Below are 26,525 nucleotides of genomic sequence, written 5' to 3'. Positions count from 1 at the left end.
CCTTTTTATTTGATTGATTATGACGCTTGGTGCTTTGTTGTAATTTATATGCAAATTAACTTAATGTGTTTTATATTATTGTTTTAATTGTATTTATTGTAATAAAAGTGAGTTAAGTGATTGTGGCGAGTCATCTTTGATTGGTTTAATAATTAGAGCAGTTTTTATTTTTTAGTGGCTTTGTTGCACAAACCTATCTCTAAAGTCTTATTCCACAATATAATTTTGAGATGAATAAGCCTACACCTAAAGTCTACCGTACAACCAATTGGTCCACATACAACTGAGCTCTCATTAATTGTGGGAATATTGCCATTTAGTTTGATCCCAAAACACAATGGTACGCCCAATCAAAAAGCAAACATGGTCGAAATCAAACTTACTCTGACACAGCCATCCAATGCTGCTTAATGATTAAAGCCATATTTCGACTTTCTTTACGTATGGTCACTGGCTTTGTACAAAGCCTGATTAAACTTTGCGGATTAGATTGGGCTGCATCTACTTATCGACTCCACTGGTTTGAAATTTCTAGGTGAAGGTGAATGGAAACTTAAGAAACATCAACCTGAATATCGTCGCCAATGGCGTAAACTACATATTGGTATAGATGCTAAAACCTTGTAAATACGGGCAGTTCAGCTCACGACGAATAATATCAGTGATTCGTAAGTCCTTGGGCATTTACTTGATCAAATCCCGTTGGGTGAGCAAATTGATTCAGTTTATACAGACGGGGCTTATGACACAAAACAATGCTGACAGGTCATTGCAGATCGACAAGCGAATGCAGTGATTCCGCCAAGAAAAAAATGCAACGCCTTGGAAAGACAAGCAAGCGAGATCTATAGAGAGAAATGAATTACTAAAAACGGTCAAACGTTTAGGGAGAACGATTTGGAAAAAATGGTCAGGCTATCATCGCCGAAGTTTGGTCGAAACCAAAATGCATTGCATTAAATTATTAGGCGATAAGTTGTCAGCTAGGCATTTTTCAAGTTAAGTAAATGAGATACATGCCCGTATAGCCGTACTGAATAAATTTACGGAATTAGACCGACCTCATACCCGAGTTGTAACTTAAATTTGAACAGAATGGGCTGGTTTTAATTTTTAAATCTTTGTGCAAAAAAGCCAGTAGGTGGTGGGATTAAATCATGGTGATTATTAGTAAAGGTGATGTTTCATGAGTGTGCGAGGCTCTTTATGGTGATCATATTAATCCGGTTATATAGCAAAAAAGTTACCCATTTTTGAGTAGGAGTTAATAACCTAATCATAATGGATAACTTTTTAAGTAGTGCTTAAACTATTTTATATGCAAAAAAATTAATCTTGTAGTTCTGCCCAAACTTCACGATCACGCTCTTCTGTCCAAATTCGTGGCCAGTCAATACCATCAAATTCATCCCATAGTCGTTGCACATCAAATGGTAAACAGTGTTCAAAAATAGGCCATTTGCCAAATTTAGGCTCTAAAGCTGTATATGTTGCTTCAAAAGCTTCTTTTAAAGTTCCACCGCGTTTGTGAACTTCACCAACGTTATCAATCATACCTTTTAGGAATGAGCGTGTTTGTTCAATCGCAGCATCAGTTGCTTCAACACCTTTAGCTACGGCTCCTCGACCACCAATTAAATATTCTGCTTTATATTCTTTTAGAGAATCTAGGGTAGTCGATGACCATTCAAAATGGAAAGCATCTCCTGTATATAATGCAGCTTCTGCTTCTACCAAGTCACCTGCAAACAAAGTCTTACTTTTCTCATGCCAAACGACAATATCTCCAGCGGTATGACCACGGCCATGGAATTTTAGTTCTAGTTTTCCTCTATCGCCACCTAGATCGATTTCATAGCTATCTTTGAATGTTTCCGTTGGTTGAGTCAAGCCTGGAATTGAGTCTGGCTCTTTGAAAAGGCGAGGCATCCGACCAAACTCACTTTTCCAATCTTCAATACCACGTTCATCAATAAGCTTCTTGGTAGTTTCACTAGCAATAATATGTTCTGCTTCAAAAGCAGCAGCACCTAATACGCGTACTGCGTGATAGTGAGTCAGGATGAGGTATTTAATTGGCTTATTGGTATGCTGTCTTAATTGTTTTAACCAGTCCTGAGCGGCAGATGGAGTAGCACGTGCTTCAATTGCGACAATAAAATCCTCTCCTTCAAAGGCGCCAACATTTGGATCACCTTCAGCGGTCAGTGCAAACACTCCTTCAGAAAGTATTTCTAGAGTTTCCTTTTTTTCTGTCAGATCTGCTGAGGATGCAAATGGCTTAGTCATTACAATAGTCATTGTGAAATACTCCTTATCTATTTTTCAAATTCCAAATATGAAGACTAAATAATGAATAGCTAAGAAACTAGCTAAACTTATATACTTATACAATATACAATTGCTTTGCACAATATATAATTTTAATGTGGTGTGATATTCTTGCTTTGGTAAGATTTTCTAGCCATGTTTCTTTAGTTTATTTTATATTTAATTTGTTGTTATAAAAGGAAAATATGAATTCTGTTGATTTTTTTAAATGTTTGTCAAATGAAATAAGAATGACTATTGTTGAAGTTGTTTTGGAAAGTGAGATGATTTCAGTAACGGAAATTTCGGATCAGCTAAAGTTGAAACAGTCTACGGTTTCGCATCATCTAGCGATCCTGAGAAAAACTGGCATCATCAAAAATACTAAGCATGGGACATGGGTGTATTATTCTATTTCTTCCGAATTAAAGAATATTATTAGGGATCTTCTTGTTGAGGTAGGAAAGTTAAACTGAGATAAAGCTTATAGATTTTGTAATTTTGAATATATCGATTGAAACAATCTTGTTTTGTATTCTTATGCCTTTAAGCCTGTCTTTTTAATAAGGTGCAATAAAAAAATGACAATTGCGAGAATAAATAATGAAAATATAGTTAAGGCATATATATTTCCAATTTTATCAAACAAGTAGCTTGTAATTAAAATGGGCCAAATAGTTCCTTGATAGCTTATGAGTAAAAATGTTGAAAAAATTGAAGAAGTTTCATGATTTACAATTTTTTCTATAAAATAATATGAAGGCGCTAAGGCTAATCCATGACCAATTCCAATAAATAAAATACTGCATGTAAGGTATTTAATATTATGTGTGACTAAAGAGAGTATTAGTAGGAAGCACCCTATGGTTATCAATTTTAAGCCAAACTTCAAGCTAAAAAACTCTTGCATTTTTTTACTTGAAAGCTGAGTGATTGCTGAAATTAATAAAATTATTGAAATAGATAAGCCAGTAAATGTTGCATTTTTTTCTAAAGATAAGTTGGATAGAAATGTACCAGCTAAAGCTGCATATAAACTAAATATGGAAAAGCAACAAAAGGCACTTAAACTGCTGACTAAAAATAAATTTTTATTAGATTTAATTTTAGGATAGTTCCAATACTTTAGACTAATATTATTGGTTTCTAAGTTATTCTTTTCACGAATAAAAAAACAGAAAATAAGGGTGATCGTTGATGCTAGTGAAATGATGTAGTAGGGGGTCTTTAATGGAAATTGAGTATTATCTGCAATAATGCCTCCAATGATTGGACCTAAGGCAAAGCCAAAAACAGTAATAATTGAAGAAATCTTTGCAGAATTCATTTTATTTTGAAAAGGGTAGTTTAAATTCAGTCCGACTATAGTCGCTGTATTTATAAATCCTGATGCTACTCCAAGCATAAATCTAGCGAGGGAAAGTTCAACAATGTTCTGTGCTAAAGCTGAATAAATCAATCCGAGAACAATGAGGACTAGCCCACTGATGACGATTTTTTTAAAACCATATTTAAGTGTTAAATGGTTGAAGAACATTAGTGTAAAGACTACACCAAACATATATGCGATAAATGCGTAACCAATTTGTGTGGTTGTAATATGCCAATCTAGGATATAGAGAGAGTATAATGGACTTGCTAAAGCTGTACTTAGTGTTCCTAAACAAAGACTTATGGCTAGAATCACATAGTCAACTAGTGCGAGGGAGGGGCGCATTTTGGATTAATAAAATTGAACTTTGAGTCAATTTTATTTTGAGATAGTGGGATGAGAAAGCGTAGCCCTTCATTAGCAAAGACTTCGGAAACAAAAAGAAAAATCATTGTTGCTGCTCTAAGTGAATTTAAAAAATTCGGTTTTTCTCAAAGTAAAATTGCTGAAATTGCAGTACTTGCTGGTGTTGGGAAAGGAACAATATATTCATATTTTGAAACTAAAGAAAAATTATTTGAGGGCGTAATTGATTATTTGATTAACGAAACTTATCACCCCATTCAAAGCTCAGAATTAAAAAACGATGAAAAAGTGTCGGAATTTATATGGAATAAGATGAGGAAAAGTATTAATAATATTGAGTCGGCTGGTCGAGCAGATATTGCTCGTTTAGTTTTAAGCGAGGGAAAAAAATTTGATGACATTCGAGAATTATATGTAACTAAGATATATGAACCGAGTTTGGATGAAATTACAAAATTAATTTGTATCGCAATTCAGAGAGAAGAGCTTTTTATTAATTATGAACCTCGTATAGTGGCTGTATTAATCCTAGCACCAATTTGGATGGGAATGATTCATAATGGTATATTAAAGCCGCTTGAGACTTTGGAAATTGAATCATTATTCAAAGCCAATTTGGAAATAATTTTCAGGCTAAAACTATGAAATTAATTGTCAGTGATTTTAGCACTGTTGCAAATAGACATCTAAGACAATTATATTCCCTTCAAAAAAGCTTAGAGACCGAAAACCCTGTTGATTAGATACACTTCACCCTGAGGCTGACCATAATAAAACGATGAAGCCTGTCCTTTACGTAGTGCACGCATGACTTCAATACCTTTAATTGTGGCATAAGCCGTCTTCATGGATTTGAATCCTAACATGGCCCTGATGATTCGCTTTAGCTTGCCATGATCACATTCGATCACGTTAATTTTGTACTTAACCTGCCTGTGCTCAAGGTCTGGTGGACATTTAGCTAAAACAGTCTTCAGCTTACCATTCGTGGTTATTTGCAACAGTGCCAATTATCTCTATAAAGCCATCAGATACAACCGGTTTTTGGGGGTATTGTACGTCGATGGTTAAGAAAATTGATTAATTAAGTTAACAGTCAAATGACTCCTCTAACAGCTTTAGATAAAGTCCAACATTTCAAACAGTCCGCTAAGAAAATTGCAAATACGCATATTCTAAAAGCGGACATTTTTTCTTTGGAGAAACCGGACATTTCTATTTGGGGCTTACATTTTTGATTTCGTATAACGTGCATTATGTTAATTTTAGTAAATCTAAAAATACTTAAAGCACTTTTATACAATCCTCTACACAAGTTGGAATTATTGATAGATTGCATTAGGTGAAACAAAATCAATATGGGCAGCTTGTTCACCTGCTCCTATACCGATATGAAATCCACCAGCTGGCTCATTTAACTGAGAATTTATGCTCCAGTCAGTATCTCCACTTGCAGATAATGCAGCAAATGCAACCTCAGTTAAACTTCCTCTCATTATTTCATCAGTAAGAGGTAAAATACGGTGAAGTACTTCTATACCATCATTAGTTAAAATAGACTTTAATATTGATTGTTCAATTTCAAGTATAAGGGGAAATTGATTATTCGCACGTAACTCTTCAAATACTTGCCAAGCCTGTAAAGCTAAGGGACCAGCTGTAAAATGTGAATGTAAGTGGTGAGCGATAGTGACTCCATCACAAGACAAAGTCCCATTTACTTTAAAGGAGTTATTATTAGCATTAGGAACCAATCCTAACTCCAAATATTGAATAATACTAACCCATTGCCCAATAGCAATGTTGGCTTCAACCTTTGGTACCATAATATCAACATCATCTCCCAACTCTACCATCAATTTACATTTAGATGACTCCACAATAATTGGAGTATCTAAATATTGGATAAATTCAGTTAATTCTAAATTTTTTTTAGTTGTTGATTCAAAACATAGGCTTGAAAGCCTATCAAGTAAATAATCAACATCTTTATTGCCTGAGGAAAAAGCAAGTAAGGGTACCACCAATACAGCAGATTGCTTCAATGCCTCTAGAAGATTCTCGTTTGGATGAACTGATGGAAGAGCAGGAATAAGTAAGATTTTAGTGGGTGGAATGATTTTTTTACTAGTCACTTCATCCATATGAAGTACACAGAATCCAGACCCAGAAAACCTAGTAAGAACATAGGAGGAATCACTAACTACTGTTGGTAATTCAGTGTTCCCAAATAATTTTCTAATACCAGAAAACTCCATGATCATTCCTCACCAATTTCTACATTGCGGGCAGCAGCATCATCTATCACCGCCTGTGCGGCCGCTGCAAATTTTTCCTTGAGAGCTACTGCGCCACCACCGCCTGGATATGAAATTGTATAAGTTTCGCGGGCAACAATTGGTGCAACTTTTGCAATATGAGTTCCAGAACTGATAGTTACTTCGGAGACATCATTGTCTCCTGCTTTGACAAACGTGATTTTACGCATATTTATACACTCTAATTTATTGATTTATTAATTATTTTTAATAAACATAATGCTAAATTTTTATACAAAATCTATCTTTTTATTAGTCATCTTGTTTATTTGATTTTAATATATTACATCGTTTATTGATTTTTTTTAAACAAAATCATATCCCATTTAACATAATGGTGGTTATACGAAACACATTTTTAATATTACTTTAAGATCAGCAGCTTATCTTGCTTCATACCCTCTGGAACGATCTCGTTCAACCGACTTTGAAACAAGTCGGTTTTTTTATGAGCAATTTTGATATTTCATGCCCATAAAATAGATCAAAAAACGCTCATATTTTAACTTTTCCCTGATAACTCAATGCCTGCACTTCGGAAACTATCCGCAATTTCTGTGGATAAACCTTGGGGTAAGTTTTGAGCAGTCTTGTACGCTCAGGCTGACATCAATTAGGGAGCATTGCGTCTAGGCCACTACGAGGATTTTTCATATGATGGGGACATAGAGAACAGGATGTTCCAACACATAAAACAATAATGATAAGTGCGACACCAGGACGTGAGGTACGACAGGAGTTATACCTAAACACCCAATACGAAAAAGCCCGACAGGATGTCGGGCTTTTTTTATTGTCGATAATGTACTTCCAATCATACATATGCTGTTGAATTTTGAGAAAGCTTAATATCTGTTCGAATGATTTCATTTTGTTCTGCTGTTCTAACTTTCCATAAAGTTATAATTTCTTGCCAGATAGAATCAACATTATCTTAAGTTACATTTAGTCGATGGTGTTGATGAATAAGCCTGCACCTAATATTTAAAGTACAACTAGTTGCTCTAGTACAGTCAAGGTTTAATTAATCGAAACAAACTATATAAGTAGATTCTTATCTTTATCTCTTATTTATAAATATAAATATTTTCTGATCTTTGTACCTGTGTAGACAGTTAAACAAAACATCTCTCTTTACACTCATCCAGAGCATAACACCAAAGATGATCACAACACGTCTCACATTAGATCTGAATGACGCGGATAGATGATCATCAGGTATACGGTTAGTTAAACATTCTGAGAGATCTATAACAGCAGAATGTATGGATATGTATCGAGATATGAAAGAAATAATTTCGCAAAAAAATTCATCTAGCATTGTCTGGAAGAATACCAAGAAACAATGGTTCATTTCTGTTGGGTATTTTAACTCGCTTGCGATCTATTGGATTGTACCTCTTTGTTTATTCTTACTGTGGTGGATCGCGTCAAACGAACAATGGATGCCTGCTCAAATTTTACCCACCCCAAAAGACACGTGGAATTCTTTCGTTGAAATCGCATCTCAAGATCTATGGTCACAGCTTGCGATCAGTCTTGAGCGTTTTGGTTTTGGCCTGTTGTCAGGTGTGTTAGGCGGCGTATTTTTAGGTGTTTTACTGGGCTATAGCCGCATTGCAGAACAATACTTATCTGCAACGTTTTATGCGTTGGTGATTATCCCAACATTGGCTTGGTTACCTCTGCTCATGATCTGGCTCGGCATCGAAAATAGTTTAAAAATTTTCATAATTTTTAAGGCCACGATGGTGCCGATTGCCTTACATACTCAGGCAGGGGTACGTGATATTCAACCCAAACTCAAAGAAATGGCAGCAATTTTACAGTTTAATCGTCTAACCTTGCTCACAAAACTTGTCCTGCCAGCGACACTTCCATATTTCTTTACGGGTTTAAGACTGGCTGTTGCAGCAGGCTGGACGAGCTTAATTGCTGTTGAGTTGTTGGCTTCATCGGAAGGCATTGGATATTTGATGGTGACAGGTCGTCAGCTATTTCAGCTCGATATTGTCTTTGTCACGATTTTTGTGATCGCATCTGTAGGAATTATTTTCGATTTTATCCTGCATCAAATTGAACGTAAGTTGGTGTTCTGGCCCCATGCTGCTTTAAGTGCTCATGCTTTTCACAAAAAAAGCAGAACCGATGTTTTCAAGTCATGGGTTTTACCTTTGAGTCTAATGGTGCTTTGGGCAATGAGCAGTTGGTTTGGTGTGATGTCGAGTCAAATTTTGCCCGCGCCGTGGAAAGTATTAGAGGCGCTGTGGTCAGGCATTCAAGATTTTTCACTCACCACTGCCATGTATTACAGCCTTTATCGTGCAATTTTGGGTTTGCTTATTGGCGGGCTAATTGGGGCTTCAGTGGGAATTGTAGTGGGGCTATTTAAGCCTATTGAAAATCTGTTGGCACCTACACTCAATACATTACGTTTAATCGCTATTTTTGCTTGGATTCCGCTACTGACAGCTTGGTTTGGGCTCGAAGATTTATCAAAAATTGTTTTCATTTCAATAGCGACATTTTTTCCGATGTTTATTGCGACATGGAAAGGAATGTCGAGCATTCCAATGCAGCTTGTTGAAGTATCGAGCACCTTAAGAATGACATTGCTTCAGCGCTTAACGCTTTTGAATTTACCTAGCATTGCACCTTCAATGTTTGCTGGGTTTCGATTGGCATTGCTCTATTCGTGGATGGCATCTTTTGGAGCTGAATACCTGATGGGCTCTGGAATTGGCATAGGTAGCTACATGATGGCAGCACAGCAAAACTTTGAAATGGACCGTGTGATAGCAGCAACCGTTTTGGTCGCTGGTTTGGGCGCGATTCTGGCATGGCTGGGCAAAATAACTGAAAACTACGCAACATCTTGGCGAAAAAATTGAGGTCAGACCATGACAATTACCCTTAATACAAATACTGAAAAACATCACCAATCTTTTCAATCTAATGCTCAAACACGTGTGGCATTTCACCATGTCCATAAGTCTTTTGTCGTCAATCAACAACCTGTCAAGGTTATTCACGACTTTAATCTAGAAATTAAAGAAGGGGAGTTTATTGCGATTGTAGGTAGCAGTGGCTGCGGTAAATCTACGCTCTTACGTCTTTTGGCAGGACTAGACCAAGATTTTGATGGTCGGATTTTAATTGATGGTGCGGATGTAAGCGGGATTGGCGGCGATCGAGCGGTAGTTTTTCAAGAACATCGCCTATTCCCTTGGCTGACCGTTGAGCAAAACATTGAGCTGGGTTTATTAAATGAGACGTTAAATGCGCGTGATAAAGATATTCTGGTCCAGAAAACAATTGAGTTGATTGGTTTAAATGGCTTTGAAAAGGCGTATCCACATCAACTATCTGGGGGGATGTCTCAACGTGTAGCCATTGCACGTAGTCTTGTTGTGCAACCTCGTATTTTCCTGTTGGACGAACCGTTTGGTGCACTGGACGCATTAACACGGCATCAAATGCAAAACGAATTGCTACGCATTCAATCCCAACAAAAAATGACCACTGTTTTTATTACGCATGATGTGGAAGAGGCCGTTACTCTGGCAGATCGTGTAGTGATTTTAAAACCCAAACCCGGTCGTGTTGAACAGATTATTCCCATTAACTTGCCGCGTCCTCGAAATCGTTCAAGTTTTGAATTGCATCAATTAAAAGAACAGATTTTTCGGATTTTGACCGAAGACAAAATTGGTTAATTGGAGTTATTGATGAGTGAATTTAGTCAAGGCTCGATTAGAAAAGCATTTTTATTCGGGCAATTATCCAATCAAGTCCCCCATACAACGACGGTTAATGATCCTTTTAGCCATAACGTAGAGGTTGGAAATGATCCTGTTGAGCCAAAAAAGAATGCTTTGGCAATCGCGATTGTCGCCGTTGCTGCGGCACATTTGGGAATCTGGTATATCGCTAAACAACTTCCTACGCCTCAGCTTGACGTCAAAACACCTGACCCTGTGGTGATAGAAATTGTCAAACCACCTGAACCACCCAAGGTGATTGAACCTAAAATCCCTCCAGTGGTGCAAAAGCCAAAGATACCACCTGTTAGCCAGATGCCTCAGCCTGTACAAAAGCAGGTAGAGCCAACTAAACCGGTACAGAAACACGTTGAACAGCATAAGGCAATAGAGCAACCACGACCTGTAGCGGAACCCTTAAGTAAGAACGTGGTGGCGGCTCCTGTTCAGCAATCAGTTGCAAAACCCACTGACGCACCAGCAAAAACCTCTGACGACAACTTGCCTGTTACTGAAGCAAAAGGCTATGCAGGTTATTTGAGTAATCCTGCGCCTGAATATCCTGAACAGGCTCTCGACCGGGGTTGGGAAGGATCAGTCATCTTGAGGGTGAAAGTTCTGCCAAATGGCAGTCCTGACAGTGTGACAGTCAAACAGAGCAGTGGCAAAAAAATACTCGATAGTGCAGCGGTGAGAACTGTAAAACAATGGAAATTCTCACCCGCCTTAAAAGGAAAAACACCAGTCGAAGGTTGGGTCGATGTTCCTATTCACTATCAACTCCCGAAATAATTTTTTAACTTAATATTGATCTATAAGGAATTTTAACATGAGTGATATAAACTCTCTGATCCACGATGGGACTATCTGGTTATTGGTTACTTTTTCAATTGTGACGTGGGGTTTGATTGTCATTAAACTGGTTCAAACCCAAAAAGCCAACCGCCAAAGCAAAGCCTTTGCCGAAGAATTCTGGAGTGCCAAAAATCTGCAAGATGCCATTCAGAAATCGGAAACAGGACAAGGGCCTGTGGCACGTATTGCACACACGGGTTTTAAAACACTTGCCGATGCAGACGATGAGACTCATCAAGATTTACAACATAGCTGGAGCCGTCAAGATTTACTCGAGCGCCATTTACGCAAACAAATTTTGTCAGAACGTCGCCAGCTAGAAAATGGTTCTGCCTTACTTGCATCGATTGGTAATAATGCACCTTTCATTGGCTTATTTGGTACAGTCTTTGGGATTATCCATGCTTTACAGGCAATTGCACATTCGGGTAATGCCAGTATGGATGTAGTCGCAGGGCCAATTGGTGAAGCGCTAGTTGCAACAGGCATCGGGATTGCAGTGGCTGTTCCAGCGGTACTGGCATATAACTATTTTGTGCGTAAAGTAAAAGCTATCGGTGCAGAACTAGATGACTTTGCGACCGATTTTGTCAGCCTAAACCAGAAATCAGGTTTCCAGCTTAAGACGATTAAGGTAAAAACAACAAGTACGATCACTCCAGCCAGCGAGTTAAGCCATACCCACAATAAAGAAAAGGTATATGCATAATGGCAATTTCAACATCGGAGCAAGATGATGTGGTCAGCGAGATCAACATTACCCCTCTAGTGGACGTGATGTTGGTTCTGTTGATTGTGTTTATCGTCACGGCGCCCTTACTGACCAATACTGTTAAGGTAAACTTACCCAAAGCTGCACCGACGCAGGTGACAGATCAAACCAAAGCAGTGGTCATTAGTGTTAAGCCAAAAGGGGAAATTTATCTGGACAAAGACAAAGTCACGCTTGAACACTTTGAACAAGCAATCCAAACGCGTAAGGCGGCTAATCCTAAACTGGCACTGAATCTGAATGCAGATGAGACAGTTCCTTATGGTACAGTTGCCAAGTTACTGGCCAGCATAGAACGGGTAGGTGTTGATAAACTATCAGTCATTACATCGCCTAAGTCTTAAGTTTGATTAAAAGAAATAGCAAGAAAGAAAATCAAGATCCAAATTTGAGATCTTGATTTTTATATAATTGTTTAATCTAAATTTATATTAAACTTGAATTTCACGATTAGGTTGTATGGTCTATTTTAGAGCTTCAATTTGATGGTGAGATGACGAATGACAACACTTGTTTATAACGACAAAAGAAGAGATAACTATGATCATTTTTTAGATTTATTAGATCAAACTCATATCAATCGTTATCAAGATTTCAACATTACCTTTGAATATAAAAAACTGGCTGAACAAATGCTGTCAGAATGTGAATTTATGGACGCATGTTCGCTTGAAGAAAAGCAGAAGTTATTCAATGAAATTAAGATAAAGCATCTTTATCAAGGACAAGTGCTATATTCGAGACATCAAAACTGTGGTGAACTGATCATTATTTTAAGTGGTGTACTCAAGTTAGGTTGGAATTCATACGATGGAAAATATCTTATTCATCGTTTTATTCCTACAGGTGCACTATTAAATATAGTCTATCTTATTTCTGAATCTGCCTTAGAGCATGAATATGTTGCACACGAAGCAACTGTGATAGCAACCATTCCTGAACATATCTTTAAGCACATCATACAGCACAATTCACGCATGTTGTATCAGGTCTTAAAATTGGTATGCCAGAGAACACGTCTTTTAGACAATGATATCTATCATACATCTACACAACCTTTAAAAGTACAAATTGCGCGACAGCTCATCTATTTAATCGAATTTTTTTCTACCCAAACTCAAAAAGGCATCGAAGTTTTATTAAAACTCTCACAAGAAAATTTGGCAGAACTTTTAAAAATATCGAGACAAAGTATCAGAAAGGAAATTCAGTGGTTTGTTGAAGAAGGCATTATTGAAACAAAATACAATCATATCTCCGTCAAAGACATCGACAAATTAAAAGCCTTACTGCGCTAAAGAGATTATGACGAATTATGAATAATTTTTCATAAATGCAGAAATGCTATGTAATTTTTGTTGCAGAATTTTAAAGGGGTAATTTCTAAACTCATACCATCAATGATGAGAACGATGATATGGCAGATTTATTAATAAAAAAACCAGTGAGTGAGTTAATCGATGTGATTCCTTTAGCAGGTCGTATCGGTGCACAAATTAATGGTATTGAATTATCTTCAAACCTTAATGCTGAGGTCTTGAATCAAATCAGACTATCATTGCTTGAACATAAAGTTATTTTTTTCCGTAATCAGGAACATTTAACTGATCACGGGCAGGAAAAGTTTGCAGAATTGCTTGGGCAACCTATTTCTCATCCTACTGTTCCAGTGGCAGAGGGTTCGACTTATATATTTGAACTTGATTCCCGTCATGATGGTCGCGCTGACGTTTGGCATACCGATGTCACCTTTGTTTCAAATTATCCAAAAATCAGCATTTTAAGAGCGGTAACTACACCCAATCGAGGGGGTGATACCACATGGGCAAACACGGAAGCAGCCTACGATGAATTACCAGAGCCGCTAAAACTTCTTGCCAATCAGCTCCGTGCAATTCATACCAATGATTTTGATTATGGTGGTTTTCGTCCTTCAGCAAGTGAGGACGTTGTAAAACGCCATCAAAAAATCTTTGCTTCAACTGTCTACGAAGCGGAACACCCATTGGTCAGAGTGCATCCTGAAACTGGGAAGAGGACTTTAATTTTAGGCCAATTTTTTAAACGATTTGTGGGTCTGACTGCTAAAGAGTCCAACAAGCTGTTTGAAATTTTTCAAGATCGTATAACCAAGCCTGAAAACACGATTCGCTGGACGTGGAAAAACGGAGATGTCGCCATTTGGGACAACCGTGCCACGCAGCATTTAGCTGTCAATGATTATGGCAAAGCTTTGCGTGTTATGCGACGCGTTACGTTAGCAGGTGATGTGCCTGTTGATATCGATGGTAAAGCGAGTAAGCAAATTAAGCCATCTACTTTATAAGCGTCTAAATAATACAGCGCTGATTTATCAATAAAAATGTGGAAAAGATCATGAAACCATCAATTTTTAAAAAATTGATCTTGCTGAGCTTATTGGCTTATGGACATGCCAGTTATGCTGAAAGCCTTAAAACAATCCGAATTGGTTCTCCCGATTTGACTGCCGGTCAGAAACATGCGGGTGGAGGAGTTGTTGATGTACTTTACAACAAAAAATGGCTTGAGCAGGAACTCGCAAAACAGAATGTCAAAGTGCAATGGTACTTTTTTAAAGGTGCTGGGCCAGCCATTAACGAAGCATTGGCCAACAATCAACTGGATTTCGCATTTTTAGGGGATTTACCTCCGATCATTGGTAAAGCCAATGGATTAGATACTCAATTACTTGTTCCAACGGCGCGCGGCATCACCAATTATCTGGCAGTGAGATCCGATCTTTCGATCAAAAATTTTGCTGAATTAAAAGGAAAACGTGTTGGCTTATTACGTGGTACGGCAGATGAGTTGTCATTTGTGAGTGCATTGAACAGCCAAGGGTTAAAGCTCAGTGATGTTCGAGTGGTCAATTTAGACTTTAACGCCGTTAATGCCGCTTTGGCCGCAAAAAAAATTGATGCGTCATGGGGACCTTCTCGATTTTTTTCATTGCGTGACAAACACATCGTTAATTTGCCTGTAAGTAGTCGTCAATTAAAGGGTGCAGGATCTACTCAAGGCGTGTTTTTAGGTCGTCAATCTTTTATTCGACAACATCCAAATGAAACACAACAGGTTGTGACTCAGGTTATAAAAGGTCTGAATTGGCTCTCAAATGAGCAAAATCGAGTACCTCAAGTCGCACTCTTTTTTACCCAATCAGGCTATCCAGCCTCTGTATATGCGCAGGAACTCAATGGTGTAAATCTGAAATTTTTATATTCACCGTTATTTGATGGCTATTACACCCAACAATTGCAGCAAAAAATCACTTTGGCTACGCAACAAGGGTTGATACGCAAAAATATTGACGTCAAAAGCTGGGTTAATCCGTCATTTGTAAATCAAGCACTTGAACAATCAAATTTAAAGACCTACTGGAAGCCAACTCAACAGTACGAATATTTGAAATCAGTGAAATAAGCACCGTCTTTTAAAACTTAATTATGGGGTAAATAATGTCGTTATATTCGAAAAGTGTAACGCGTGATCCATTCACGTCAGTAACCAAACAAAAAATTTTAAATTTAAGTCTACTTTCGCTGAGTATCTTGTCAGTTTGGGGACAAGCTCATGCAGAAACAGTCTCAAACACCGCACGTTCTTCAGAGGATGTGGCGCAGTTAGAGACCGTTGTTGTAACAGCAACACGCCGTGAAGAATCACTTCAAAAAGTACCTGTTGCCGTTTCAGTCATTAGTGGAAAAGAACTCGATAAGCAACAACGAAACTCACTTGAAACATTGGTCACACAAGTACCGAGTGTTAACTTTCGGGCTGGAGCTTCTAATAAGGATACTTCCTTGTTTGTTCGCGGTATTGGAACCGTTACTACTTCACCGGGTGTTGAACCTTCAGTCTCAACGGTGATAGATGGCGTTGTTTACAGCCGACCAGGGCAAGCAACACTTGACTTGTTGGATGTTGATCGGATTGAAGTGCTTCGTGGTCCCCAAGGAACGCTTTTTGGTAAAAATGCATCGGCAGGTGTAGTCAATATTGTGACCAAAAATCCGACCAGTGAAACCTCTGGTTATATTGATGCCTATGCCACTAGTGATAGTGAACAACGAATTAAACTAGGAGCATCTGGTACATTAATTCCTGAAAAATTAACTGCCAATGTCTCGGCGCTATTAGGTAATTTTGATGGCAATGTAGACAACCTTACAACCAATCAAGACGTTAATGGCTATAAAAACTATGGGTTTAGAACCAAATTTGAATATACGCCTACCGATAGTTTAGTGTTGGGCTTTACTGCCGATTATCTGCATAAAAAAGGGAGTGCCCCGACAGGTATTGTGGTTAAAAATACCGATGCCAACTATGCAGCAGCATTATCGCCTGTTGTGGCATCTCCAACCAATCGAAGTACGGTTGAAAATACCCAAGCCTCGACTGATGATACCAATCAGGGTGTAGCACTCACCGCAGACTGGACATTAACCAATCATCAATTATCATCCATTACGGCCTTTCGCCAATGGAAAAATACACAGATTGGTGACAGTGATCAGCTTGCTGCTCCGACACCAAATTTTGCCGGAATTGCCGATTTAGGTCATGTTAACAGTAAGCAATTTTCTCAAGAAATTAGAATTAAACCACTCGATCATGGTTTTATTGATTATGTCGCGGGTCTATATTTTTCAAAAAACAAAAACGATGAGACTTATCAACGTGAATCAACTTGGTATAACAATGCCACTAATGCCTATGTCGTAGATTTTGGTAAGGCAATCTACAACACAGACAGCACTAACTATGCTGCATTTGGCGAAGGTACCTTTCATTTCACAAATCGCTTGAGATGGATTGCGGGTTTACGTGTTACTCGAGATGAGTTGTCTTATGATCACAGCCGAGTTTCAACTGTTCCAAGCAGTGTAGGTGTCCGAAATGCTATTCGTTCTTCATTTAGCAGTGAAGGATCAACCAGTGAAACTGGAGTTTCAGGCCGCATTGGACCTCAATATGACTTTACACCGAATATATTGGGCTATTTTACCTATTCGCGAGGTTATAAAGGTCCTGCATATAACGTTTATTTTAATATGCAGCAAAATGATACACCTGTCATTGATCCAGAAACGGCTAACTCCTACGAACTTGGACTCAAATCTCAATGGTTGAATAATCGCCTGCGTGTCAATGTGGCGTTATTTAATACTGATTATGATAACTATCAGGCAAATTTTAGAACCCTCGACCCAAATGGTTTCCCGATAACCCGCTTGGTTAATGCAGGAAGTGTCTCTACCTATGGTGCTGAAATTGATTCGGTATATAAGATTAATCCTAATTGGGGACTAAACTTTTCAGGTGCCTATACACATGCACGCATTGATGACTTCAAATGTCCAGCTACCGATACTTCATGCCCGAATGTAAATGGTAAACCGTTGCCATTTTCTCCAGATTGGAAATTTAATACCCAGCTCGATCGCTATTTTACTCTGGCAAATAACAAGCAAATTGAACTTTCAACTCAATATGCATGGCAGAGCAAAGTACAGTTCAGCCTCGATCAAAACCAAAACACCATTCAGGGTGCATATGGGCTTTTGAACGCGAGCATTGCTTTAGCTGATACTGCTTCTGACTGGCGATTGGCATTGAATGTACGAAATATAACAGATAAATCATATGCGACCTTACTGAGCACAAATGGTAGCCGTATTACTCGTCAAGTCCCTAGAGATGATGAACGCTATTTGGGCATTTCATTCCGTAAAAATTTCTAAAAACTATGACTAGTACGCCTCGTTTTTTTCGAGGTGTACATCAATCCATTGGACTGATTAAAATGAGTAATCCTTTAAAACCTGTAAAGTCGTCTCAGGTTCAACATTCGTCTACAAGAAAGCTTCACCTTAATTTATTTTTAGACGGTTATGGCCATCATTTGGCCAGTTGGAGACATCCAGCGAGTCAATTAAACCTAAGTCCCTATGAGCGCTACTTAAGTGCAGCAAAAATAGCTGAAGAAGGGAAATTTGATGCCATTTTTTTTGCCGATAGTTTGGCTGTCGATCCATCAACGGCCACATCAGGCAAAATTCGTGGTAATGAGATTGAACCCCTCACATTACTTACGGCAATCGCGACGCAAACCCGTCATATCGGACTCATTGGAACGGCCACGACCACCTACAATGAGCCATATCATCTCGCAAGAAAGTTTGCCTCTTTAGACCAGATTTCTGCGGGGCGTGCAGGTTGGAACCTCGTCACTACCGATTTTGCGCTTGAAGCGAAAAATTTCAGTACAAAGGAACATGTTAAACATCAAGACCGCTATGCACGTGCTGAAGAATTTTACGATGTGGTGAAAGGACTTTGGCACAGTTGGGATGAAGATGCAGCTATTCACGATAAAGCCAAAGGTATTTTCTTTAATCCAGATAAGGTACACACGCTTAATCATTGCGGTGATATTTTTCAGGTAAAAGGTCCACTCAATATTAGCCCAAGCCCACAGTCTCACCCTGTGGTGGTTCAGGCAGGCAGTTCAGAACGAGGTAAAAATCTGGCAGCTCGTACGGCAGATGTCATTTTTACGGCCCAATCCAACTTAGCCGCTGCACAGCAATTTTATAGCGATGTAAAGCAACGTCTTGAAGACTACGACCGCCAAGAACATGAGTTAGTGGTAATGCCGGGTGTATATGTGCTTGTTGCCCATACGAATGAAGAGGCTAAGAAACAGCAACAGCTTTTAGATGAGCTCGTTGATGATGACATTGGCCTTGGGCTTTTAGGAAGAATGTTGGGTAATTTTGACTTAAGCGGTGTTGATGTGAATCAGCCTTTAGCTTCCTTAGATTTATCTGAAACCCAAACGGGGCAGCAAAGTCGCCAGCAATTAATTCAGGCACTCGGGCAAGAGCAGGGCCTAACCATTAAACAGCTCTATCAACGTATTGCATCGGGACGTGGACATTTTTGTTTGGTTGGAACGCCAGAATATATCGCCGATCAGCTTGAAGAGTGGTTCGTTAGTGGTGCAGCAGATGGATTTAACATTATGCCGGCCGTAATATCAAATGGAATTCGAGACTTTGTCGATCTGGTTATTCCCATCCTCCAACAGCGCAATTTATTCCGCAAAGAATACGAAGGTCAAACATTAAGACAAAACCTCGGCCTCTTGGCTGCTGCCGATTAAAAGGACAAAGTATGTATCTCGCAAATTCAGAACGATATCAATCACTTCAATATCGAAAAATTAAAAATAGTGGTTTGGTATTACCACCATTGTCACTCGGTTGCTGGCATAACTTTGGAGATGACACTCCGATTCAGCAACAAAAATCGGTACTTTACACGGCGTTTGATCATGGAATTAATCATTTCGATCTGGCCAATAATTATGGAACACCCTATGGAAGTGCAGAGAAGAATATTGGGCACTTTTTAAAAACTGACTTCAAGCCATATCGAGATGAACTTATTATTTCGACAAAGGCGGGCTGGGACATGTGGCCTGGACCTTATGGACAAGGTGGGAGCAGCCGAAAATACCTGATGGCCAGTCTTGATCAAAGCTTACAGCGACTGGGTCTTGATTATGTCGATATTTTTTATTCACATCGTTATGACCCAGAAACACCGCTTGAAGAAACAGCTAAGACACTTGCCGATATTGTGCAGCAAGGTAAAGCACTCTATGTGGGGATTTCTTCTGGATATACGCCAGAATTAACTTTACAGTTGATAGAATTGCTTCAGACCTATCACGTTCCTCTGACTTTGCATCAACCAATTTACAATTTTTTTGAACGTCAGATTGAGCAGGGTCTTACAGAGACAGCTAAACAAGAGGGTTTCGGTGTAATTACGTTCTCACCACTGGCTCAGGGGCTATTGGCTGGACGATATCTGAATGGGGTACCTGAAGATTCACGTATCGGACGCGGTAGCCGCTATCTACAATCTGAGCATCTCGTTGCATTGAAGCTACAGCAAATACAGCAGTTAAATGAAATAGCAAAGCGTCGGGACCAAACATTGGCTCAATTTTCATTGTCGTGGGTTTTACGTGATGAACGGATTACCTCGACAATCATTGGTGCTAGCCGACCAGAACAGATCATCGAAAACTTAAAAGCGTTGCAAAATACGACGTTTAGTGCAGATGAGTTGACTCAGATTGACGCTATTCTAAATACGCCATAAGTCTATACAAAATTTGCAGCATGGCCTTTAACGAGCCAGTGCTGCAAGACAACATAGATATGAATGTTTGAGCATTCTATTATTAAAAGCTAAGTTTCACGGTTGCACCGATGGTACGAGGCTGACCTAAACTAGCGAGAACAATACCATTAGAAGAATTCCATGTATTGGTCACATAGGTTTCATTGGTCAGGTTTTTTACCCATAGCGCAACATCTAGTTCATTTTCACCAATACGATGTCGTGCACCCAGACTCGCATTCGTTAATCCATAGGCTTTGATGACACTGTACGGGTTATTATCTAAAGAGCCATATGACCAATCTCGCCAAGCATAACTTCCTGAAACATAGGGTTGCCAATTATTATGCTCAGCTAAGTCATAACGGAAATTGAAATTTGCAATCCACTTGGGTACACCATATACACGTTCTTCAGACAGATCTTGTGTATTCACACCTGTTGGAATGCTGATATTGGATGGAGCAGGAGCGTTTTTATATTCTGTATAGGTGGTATCGTTAAGAGAACCATTAAAATTGAGCGTAAGGCGACGAATAGGTTGATAGGTTGCATCGAGTTCAATCCCTCGGCTGCGTACTTTACCCGCATTTGCCAATACACTCACGACAGAGTTACCGACTTGTTCATAGCTTGTGGTTTGATAGTCAGAAACATCAATCCAGAATATATTGCTATTGAGCTGTAAGGTATTGTTGAGAAAATTCTGTTTTAATCCAATTTCATAGTTATCGGCTTTTTCAGGATCAACCTTTAACGAGTTAGCACCCGCTGCTGGTGCAGAACCAATGCTCAGGTTGAAGCCTCCTGATTTCTCGCCGTGCGAATAAGTTGCATAAGCCAGTGTGCTTGGATTCAAACGATAACTACCAGTAAGTAAGCCAGAGTAACTTAAACCGTGTTGCTTCAATTCACCCGAGTCATATGCGCCAAGCTGTGCATTTAGTAAATTACGTTCTGCCACACTTAAACCCGAAACTGGGGTTCCGCCAATAGGGTCGGTTCTGTAGATACTGGCAGATTTATCTTCATAGGTGACCCGTGCACCTGTGGTGATGTCTAGCTTCGGTGTCGCATGCCATGTACTTTGACCAAATAATGCTGAGCTTTTTGTCTCAGTTGTCCCATATGAATACGAATCTCGATTATTCAAAATATTTGATTGACCATTTGCAATTAAGGTTCTTACGCTCGGCACGTTGTAAAGATAAAATGCGTCCGCCTTATCGCCATATAAAGAGAAAGTCGTATTGTCTAAATTTTGCTGAAAGTAATATAAGCCCGTCACCCAATCTATTTTCTGATTCCCAGCCGATGTTAGCCGTAGCTCTTGAGAATACTGTTCATCTCGAACCGAAACACCACCATTAATCAAGGCATTTGAGCTAATAAAATCACTGTTGGTTGGGGTAAAGTTCCAAAAGCGGTATGCACTGATCGACGTAATTTTTTTACCGCTATCTAGCGACCAATTGGCTTCTGCCGATCCACCACCTTGCTCAACAGACATGTGCTGTGGGGCATCTGAATGAATCTGTTTGTCTTTCCAGTTGGTATAAAGATTTTTGGCACCTGACTGTGTGGCATTTTCTAAGTAACGATTGTAGTTATTTCCATATACGGTACTGTTGAACGTTGGCCCAGCGTAGTACACGACCATCGCGCCTTGATCATCATCTTGTTTGTTGTAATCTGCAATTAGACGTAAATTAAAATTCTCTTGCGGCTTCCAGAGAATTTGACCGCGCACACCTTCGCGATCTGTATTGTTATAATCTTTACCATTATAGGTGTTATGAATAAAACCATCCTGAGTGGTTTTATAAAATGAAAGTCGACCTGCTACATTTTCGGATAGAGCATCTGAAAACGTTCCTTTAGCCTGCAAATAATTGCGTGAACCAAAAGAAATTTCAGCAGAATGGTCCGGGTCGAAGGTAGGCTGTTTTGAGCTAATGTTTAATAAGCCCGCCGTGGTATTTTTACCAAATAATGTTCCTTGTGGCCCACGTAATAATTCGAGTTGAGCAATATCTAATAAATCAAATACAGCCATGCCGGGACGACCTAAGTAAACATTGTCCAGATAGACCCCGACACTGGCTTCCAAACCATCACTGGCTGGGTTATTACCCAAACCCCGAACGGCTACACTCGATTGGCGAGGGTTCAAAAAAGCAACATTAAGGCTGGGTAGCGCTTGTTGCAGGTCTTCAAGTTTACTGAGTTTCTGTGTCTCCAGTGTTTTGGCACTTAAAATACTAATGGGTGTTGGAACATTTTGCGCTTTTTCTTCACGTCTTCGTGTCGTCACAATGACATCTGCAAGCTGAATGACATCATCTGCTTTACTGTTTGACTGTGAATTTGATGTACTGGCTTCCGTTACCGCTGTATCTGAAGTAGTGGAATTGTCTTCGGCATAGACAATAGATGAGTATCCTGCACACCCTCTAACTGAAATAAACAGACTTTGCGTGATTTTATTTAAAACGAATCTTTTTCTCTTGAAATGAAAGGTGTGCTTTTGAATTGACATTAATGGACTCCATTTTGTGCTTTCTTTGTGATGATTTTAATTTTTATGTAATTGAACACTGTCATTATCAGTACAAACTTAAGTTTATATTTTGATGATCTTATCTTTATATTTAATAGTAATTTTTAAAACATATGCCTTTTAAAATATTGTTGATATAGCAAATTTAAAAGCCAGCATGAGGTGCTGGCTTAGTTCAATCAGTAAATACTAATCTCTTCGTTATTTTTATGCTTCAAATGGTTCTAGCTGATCATTTTGTAATAATCTTCGTTGTTGCACATTTTCAATCACACCATTTTCTTTGACATAATTGGCCCATTCTTTAAGTAATTCATCAAGCTTTTCTGGATATTGTTTTGCCAAATCCTGAGTTTCGCCTTTGTCTTTTTTTAGGTTATATAACTGCCAGCGATTTGGACCATTTGGCGCAGGTATGAAGAGCGCTTTCCATTCTCCTTTGCGCAGAGCCTTTTGACCAAATAACTCCCAACCTGTGACATGATCTTCACTGTGAATATGGTCTTGTTGTACTTGTAAATAAGGTAAGATAGAACGGCCACGGAGTGGGACCAATTGACGACCTTTATACACCTGACCGGGGTGCTGAATATTTAAATAATCTAATAGGGTTGGTAGTAAATCCATGACCGTCAGAAACTCGTGACTGATCTGATTTTGGCGTTTAAATCCTGCGTAGTGAATGAACGAAACGGTTCTAATTCCACCTTCGCTAGTATGGGCTTTATATAAGCGAGCAGGCGCTGTGGCTGCTTGTGCCCAATGTTCTCCGTACCAAACATATGAATTTGCTCGCCCAATATTATCAATACTGTTGTCGTAATATTGCTCGATAATTTCATTAAGTTGGCCGCCAAAGACGGGCAGAGCTTCAAGTTGAGCACCTTCTGCACCATTGTCTGATAAAAAAATAACAATGGTATTGTCCAATTCCCCTCGATCTTTGAGGTATTCCACTACACGTCCAACGTTTTGATCCATACGATCTACCATGGCCGCATACACTTCCATAATTCTTGAAGACTTGTCACGTTGCTCTTGAGTCAGATTTTCCCAGAATGGGGTTCTAGCGAGGACAGGGTGAATTGTTGTTTCCGCATCTACCAATTGAAGTTGCTTGAGTTTTTCAAGGCGCTGTTCACGTAATTTAACAGGTCCATCCGCATAACGTCCTTTATATCGATCGATATCTTCCTGCGGTGCCTGAAGCGGCCAGTGCGGTGCAGAGAAAGGTAAGTATGCAAAAAAAGGACGTCCCTGACGTGTATCATCATCTTCTAAAAAGTCTAGAAAGCGAGTGGTAAAATAATCTGATGAATAAAACCCTTGGGGTAGTTCTTCCGAAAACTCATCATCTTCTGCATAGAGCCCTTTTGTTGACTTAAGTAAGCGTGGAATTTGGTCTTCTGGAATATCCGCTTCAAATAGATAATGATTGGCTGCACCAGGTAATAATGCAAAAGAACGTTCAAACCCTTTTTTAATTGGAAAATATTCTGGTTTTAGTCCCAAATGCCATTTCCCAGACATAATGGTGTAGTAACCCGCATCTTTTAATAACTCTGGTAATGCGGCAACTTTGTTATTTAATACACCTTCATAGCCTTCTTTACCTTCGAGCTCTGGGGTAAGGGCCTCTGCCATGGTTCCTAAACCAGCTAAATGATGGTCAGTACCTGAAAGTAACATCGCACGAGTGGGGGAGCAGGTTGATGCTGTATGAAAATTAGTAAGTCTTAAGCCGTTTAATGCCAACTGATTTAAATGAGGGGTATGGATTTCTCCTCCAAAAGCACCTAAATCTGAAAATCCCAAATCATCTGCCACAATCAATAAAATATTAGGTTGGTCTTTAATATTTACATCTGTCATGTTTTATCCAACAAAGCGACTAAAATGCTTAGTGTAAATATGACAAATTTTTATTCTGTTTTTATTCCGACAGTTATTTCATCTTAAAATCATATCATTATGACAAAAGCAGATATATCAAAGGAACTTGGTGGTACTGTGGAACTGATGAGTCTGGGCAATATCGCTTAGCTTTTCAAAGTCCAGAATAAAGATCTGATTATATTTGACCTCAATGATGTGTTGGTTTGAAAGAGCTGCTAGTTCTTTATTAATACTTTGTCTTGACGTCTGCAAAAGTTCTGCCAGATTTTCCTGACTCAATTTGAGATTCAGTAAAATTTTATCTTTGTCCTGATAGGAATGATAATCCACTAAAAAAACTAGTTTTTTAGCAAGACGCGTTTGCAATGTTTCAGTTGAATAAATGAAATTTTGTTCACGATTTAGCTGTGTTCTTACACAGATTAATTTCAACACCATAAACAAAGCATCTGCATTATTTCTGATGACATCCATAAACAATTGCCCAGGAAGGTTGGCAATTACAGTTCTACCTTGTGCAATATGATCGTGAAGTAAGGGTTGACCCGTTACAATCGGAACAATATTGATCAATGTACCTGAGGGCACAAAAATATCGGTGTGATATTTGCCTTGAGATGTGCTCCAGCCAAGTTTAAGCGCACCTTCAAGCAAAATATTGATATCAGTACACGGGTCATTTTGATTGTATATGGTTTGATTATGATAGTACTTTCTTATTTTTAAATGCTGAATAAGCGTAGATTTATCTGCATTAGATAAAGATTGAATAACCTGATAATTTTCTAAAATACGAATACTTTTGTGAATAAATTCATTCGTTATAATCTGATGATCCGAAGATTGTCCGCCGTCAGAATCATTCTGATATTTTGAGATAGGATTCCTGAATTCGATAATTGATGATGCTTTCATGATAAATCAGAGATATAAACTAAGATTTTAAACAGCTTATCAGAGTTAAAATTTATTCAAATTTCAAAAAAATATAATTTCATATTTAATTTTCATATGTACGTGTTATTAATTATTTAAATATCAAAATAATTTTTTACGTGATGGATTGTCTTTGAAATAACAGAATATGCCGCCGTTTCTGATAAAAATTCAGTCATATATTTATGACAGGAAATTAACATGACCACATTTATCCAGAAACCAGCACAACAACTACAGGTTAAAAAATTAACTGGTCGAATTGGAGCCGAAATCTCAGGTATTCATTTAAGTTCGGAGCTTGATTCATCCACAGTTCAGTTGATACACGATGCGCTACTAGAGCACAAAGTACTATTCTTTCGTGGCCAGCAACATTTGGGGGACACCGAACAGGAGAAATTTGCAGAATTATTTGGTTCGCCTGTTAAACACCCAACAGTACCAGCGGTGGATAGTACAGAGTTTATTTTTGAACTTGACTCACAAAAGGGTGCGCGAGCCAATTCTTGGCATACTGATGTTACTTTTGTCGATGCCTATCCTAAAATCAGTATTTTAAGAGGTTTAATTATCCCTGAAACAGGTGGTGATACAACTTGGGCAAATACCGAAACTGCCTATGAAGATCTTCCTGAGCTTTTACAGCAATTTGCTGAGCAGTTGGTGGCTGTACACTCTAATGAATATGATTATGGTGGAGCAAAACAAAATGTCGAGCCGGAACAACTAGAAAGACTGAAGAAAATTTTTGTATCTACCAAGTACGAGACAGAGCATCCAGTAGTCGTAGTACATCCAGAAACTGGCAAGAAAAGTCTATTACTGGGGCATTTTTTCAAACGACTTGTGGGATTCAGTCAAAGTGATTCACAGCTTTTGTTTAATATTTTACAAGAAAAAGTAACACGACCAGAAAATACCGTGCGCTGGCAATGGAAGGAAGGGGATGTCGTAATTTGGGATAATCGTTCTACCCAGCATTATGCGGTTAACGATTATGGCGATCAACATCGTGTTGTACGCCGAATTACACTTGCAGGTGAAGTAACGACTGGTGTACATGGCTTAAAGGGTAAAACCACATTGCCCAAAGACTTATCAGCAGAACAACTCGAAAAAGCCAAGCTTCAGGCTGTTTTAAATGCCAACTAAA

Annotated in this window: 21 protein-coding genes and 2 pseudogenes; 15 read left to right on the top strand and 8 right to left on the bottom strand. The window is 38.8% G+C overall.

From position 1 onward, the window contains the following. Positions 1-230: 230 nt before the first annotated feature. A pseudogene (locus E0H94_RS15475) lies at positions 231-1,084 on the top strand (IS5 family transposase). Between the two features lie 245 nt (positions 1,085-1,329). Here the strand turns inward: E0H94_RS15475 and E0H94_RS15470 are convergent. Then, entirely contained in the window at positions 1,330-2,301 is a 972-nt protein-coding gene (locus tag E0H94_RS15470; protein ID WP_205679306.1) for an MBL fold metallo-hydrolase, read from the bottom strand. A gap of 215 nt (positions 2,302-2,516) precedes the next feature. Here E0H94_RS15470 and E0H94_RS15465 point away from each other — a divergent pair, with 215 nt between their 5' ends. Next, positions 2,517-2,786, top strand: a complete 270-nt coding sequence (locus E0H94_RS15465) for an ArsR/SmtB family transcription factor (RefSeq protein WP_131327320.1) — start codon at positions 2,517-2,519, stop codon at positions 2,784-2,786. A gap of 62 nt (positions 2,787-2,848) precedes the next feature. Here E0H94_RS15465 and E0H94_RS15460 read toward each other — a convergent pair whose 3' ends face one another. Continuing rightward, on the bottom strand, positions 2,849-3,997 hold the full coding sequence (locus tag E0H94_RS15460; protein ID WP_227548657.1) for an MFS transporter: 1,149 nt from the start codon (positions 3,995-3,997) through the stop codon (positions 2,849-2,851). An 81-nt stretch (positions 3,998-4,078) separates the two neighbouring features. Here E0H94_RS15460 and E0H94_RS15455 point away from each other — a divergent pair, with 81 nt between their 5' ends. Beyond that, a complete protein-coding gene (locus E0H94_RS15455) occupies positions 4,079-4,693 on the top strand; it encodes a TetR/AcrR family transcriptional regulator (RefSeq protein WP_131327318.1) in 615 nt (204 codons plus the stop codon). 71 nt (positions 4,694-4,764) lie between these two features. On the opposite strand, the pseudogene E0H94_RS15450 reads toward E0H94_RS15455, so the two are convergent. The 3 genes and pseudogenes from E0H94_RS15450 to E0H94_RS15440 all read right to left on the bottom strand — a co-directional run. After that, positions 4,765-5,007: pseudogene (locus tag E0H94_RS15450) on the bottom strand (DDE-type integrase/transposase/recombinase); the annotation flags it as partial. A 363-nt stretch (positions 5,008-5,370) separates the two neighbouring features. Continuing rightward, entirely contained in the window at positions 5,371-6,306 is a 936-nt protein-coding gene (locus tag E0H94_RS15445) for a hypothetical protein (protein ID WP_131327317.1), read from the bottom strand. 2 nt (positions 6,307-6,308) lie between these two features. Beyond that, the gene (locus E0H94_RS15440) at positions 6,309-6,536 is read right to left on the bottom strand and encodes a hypothetical protein (RefSeq protein WP_131327316.1); all 228 of its coding nucleotides are present in this window, start codon (positions 6,534-6,536) and stop codon (positions 6,309-6,311) included. 1,095 nt (positions 6,537-7,631) lie between these two features. Between E0H94_RS15440 and E0H94_RS15435 the strand changes: the two genes are divergently transcribed. From E0H94_RS15435 to mgrA, 11 genes are all read left to right on the top strand, one after another. Next, complete coding sequence (locus tag E0H94_RS15435) at positions 7,632-9,257, top strand: ABC transporter permease (RefSeq protein ID WP_131327315.1); 1,626 nt, start codon at positions 7,632-7,634, stop codon at positions 9,255-9,257. A gap of 9 nt (positions 9,258-9,266) precedes the next feature. After that, a complete protein-coding gene (locus E0H94_RS15430) occupies positions 9,267-10,082 on the top strand; it encodes an ABC transporter ATP-binding protein (protein WP_131327314.1) in 816 nt (271 codons plus the stop codon). A 12-nt stretch (positions 10,083-10,094) separates the two neighbouring features. Then, positions 10,095-10,919 (top strand): energy transducer TonB, encoded by an 825-nt coding sequence (locus E0H94_RS15425; protein ID WP_131327313.1) that lies wholly within the window; start codon positions 10,095-10,097, stop codon positions 10,917-10,919. Positions 10,920-10,956: 37 nt separating this feature from the next. Then, complete coding sequence (locus tag E0H94_RS15420) at positions 10,957-11,691, top strand: MotA/TolQ/ExbB proton channel family protein (RefSeq protein ID WP_131327312.1); 735 nt, start codon at positions 10,957-10,959, stop codon at positions 11,689-11,691. Then, on the top strand, positions 11,691-12,098 hold the full coding sequence (locus tag E0H94_RS15415; protein WP_131327311.1) for an ExbD/TolR family protein: 408 nt from the start codon (positions 11,691-11,693) through the stop codon (positions 12,096-12,098). The genes E0H94_RS15420 and E0H94_RS15415 overlap by 1 nt, the downstream gene beginning before the upstream one ends. Before the next feature lie 156 nt (positions 12,099-12,254). Next, on the top strand, positions 12,255-13,052 hold the full coding sequence (locus tag E0H94_RS15410; RefSeq protein WP_131327310.1) for a Crp/Fnr family transcriptional regulator: 798 nt from the start codon (positions 12,255-12,257) through the stop codon (positions 13,050-13,052). Between the two features lie 119 nt (positions 13,053-13,171). Next, positions 13,172-14,080: a TauD/TfdA dioxygenase family protein gene (locus E0H94_RS15405; protein WP_131327309.1), complete on the top strand. Its 909-nt coding sequence runs from the start codon at positions 13,172-13,174 to the stop codon at positions 14,078-14,080. Between the two features lie 50 nt (positions 14,081-14,130). Next, positions 14,131-15,198, top strand: coding sequence for an ABC transporter substrate-binding protein (locus E0H94_RS15400; protein WP_131327308.1), 1,068 nt, complete (start codon positions 14,131-14,133; stop codon positions 15,196-15,198). Between the two features lie 128 nt (positions 15,199-15,326). Next, on the top strand, positions 15,327-17,522 hold the full coding sequence (locus E0H94_RS15395; RefSeq protein WP_131327358.1) for a TonB-dependent receptor: 2,196 nt from the start codon (positions 15,327-15,329) through the stop codon (positions 17,520-17,522). A gap of 62 nt (positions 17,523-17,584) precedes the next feature. Next, positions 17,585-18,946, top strand: a complete 1,362-nt coding sequence (locus E0H94_RS15390) for an LLM class flavin-dependent oxidoreductase (protein ID WP_131327307.1) — start codon at positions 17,585-17,587, stop codon at positions 18,944-18,946. Positions 18,947-18,957: 11 nt separating this feature from the next. Further along, positions 18,958-19,956, top strand: coding sequence for an L-glyceraldehyde 3-phosphate reductase (gene mgrA / locus E0H94_RS15385; protein WP_131327306.1), 999 nt, complete (start codon positions 18,958-18,960; stop codon positions 19,954-19,956). Positions 19,957-20,038: 82 nt separating this feature from the next. On the opposite strand, the gene E0H94_RS15380 is transcribed toward mgrA, so the two are convergent. The 3 genes from E0H94_RS15380 to E0H94_RS15370 form a co-directional block, all read right to left on the bottom strand. Then, positions 20,039-22,516, bottom strand: coding sequence for a TonB-dependent receptor (locus E0H94_RS15380; RefSeq protein WP_131327305.1), 2,478 nt, complete (start codon positions 22,514-22,516; stop codon positions 20,039-20,041). 228 nt (positions 22,517-22,744) lie between these two features. Continuing rightward, on the bottom strand, positions 22,745-24,409 hold the full coding sequence (locus E0H94_RS15375) for an arylsulfatase (RefSeq protein ID WP_131327304.1): 1,665 nt from the start codon (positions 24,407-24,409) through the stop codon (positions 22,745-22,747). A 117-nt stretch (positions 24,410-24,526) separates the two neighbouring features. After that, entirely contained in the window at positions 24,527-25,348 is an 822-nt protein-coding gene (locus E0H94_RS15370; protein ID WP_131327303.1) for a Crp/Fnr family transcriptional regulator, read from the bottom strand. A 222-nt stretch (positions 25,349-25,570) separates the two neighbouring features. Between E0H94_RS15370 and E0H94_RS15365 the strand changes: the two genes are divergently transcribed. Beyond that, a complete protein-coding gene (locus E0H94_RS15365; RefSeq protein WP_131327302.1) occupies positions 25,571-26,524 on the top strand; it encodes a TauD/TfdA dioxygenase family protein in 954 nt (317 codons plus the stop codon). The last annotated feature ends 1 nt before the right edge of the window (position 26,525 follow it).

The sequence above is a fragment of the Acinetobacter sp. ANC 4173 genome (assembly GCF_004331255.1).
GTDB lineage: Bacteria > Pseudomonadota > Gammaproteobacteria > Pseudomonadales > Moraxellaceae > Acinetobacter.
This window is presented reverse-complemented; position numbering and strand designations above follow the sequence as displayed.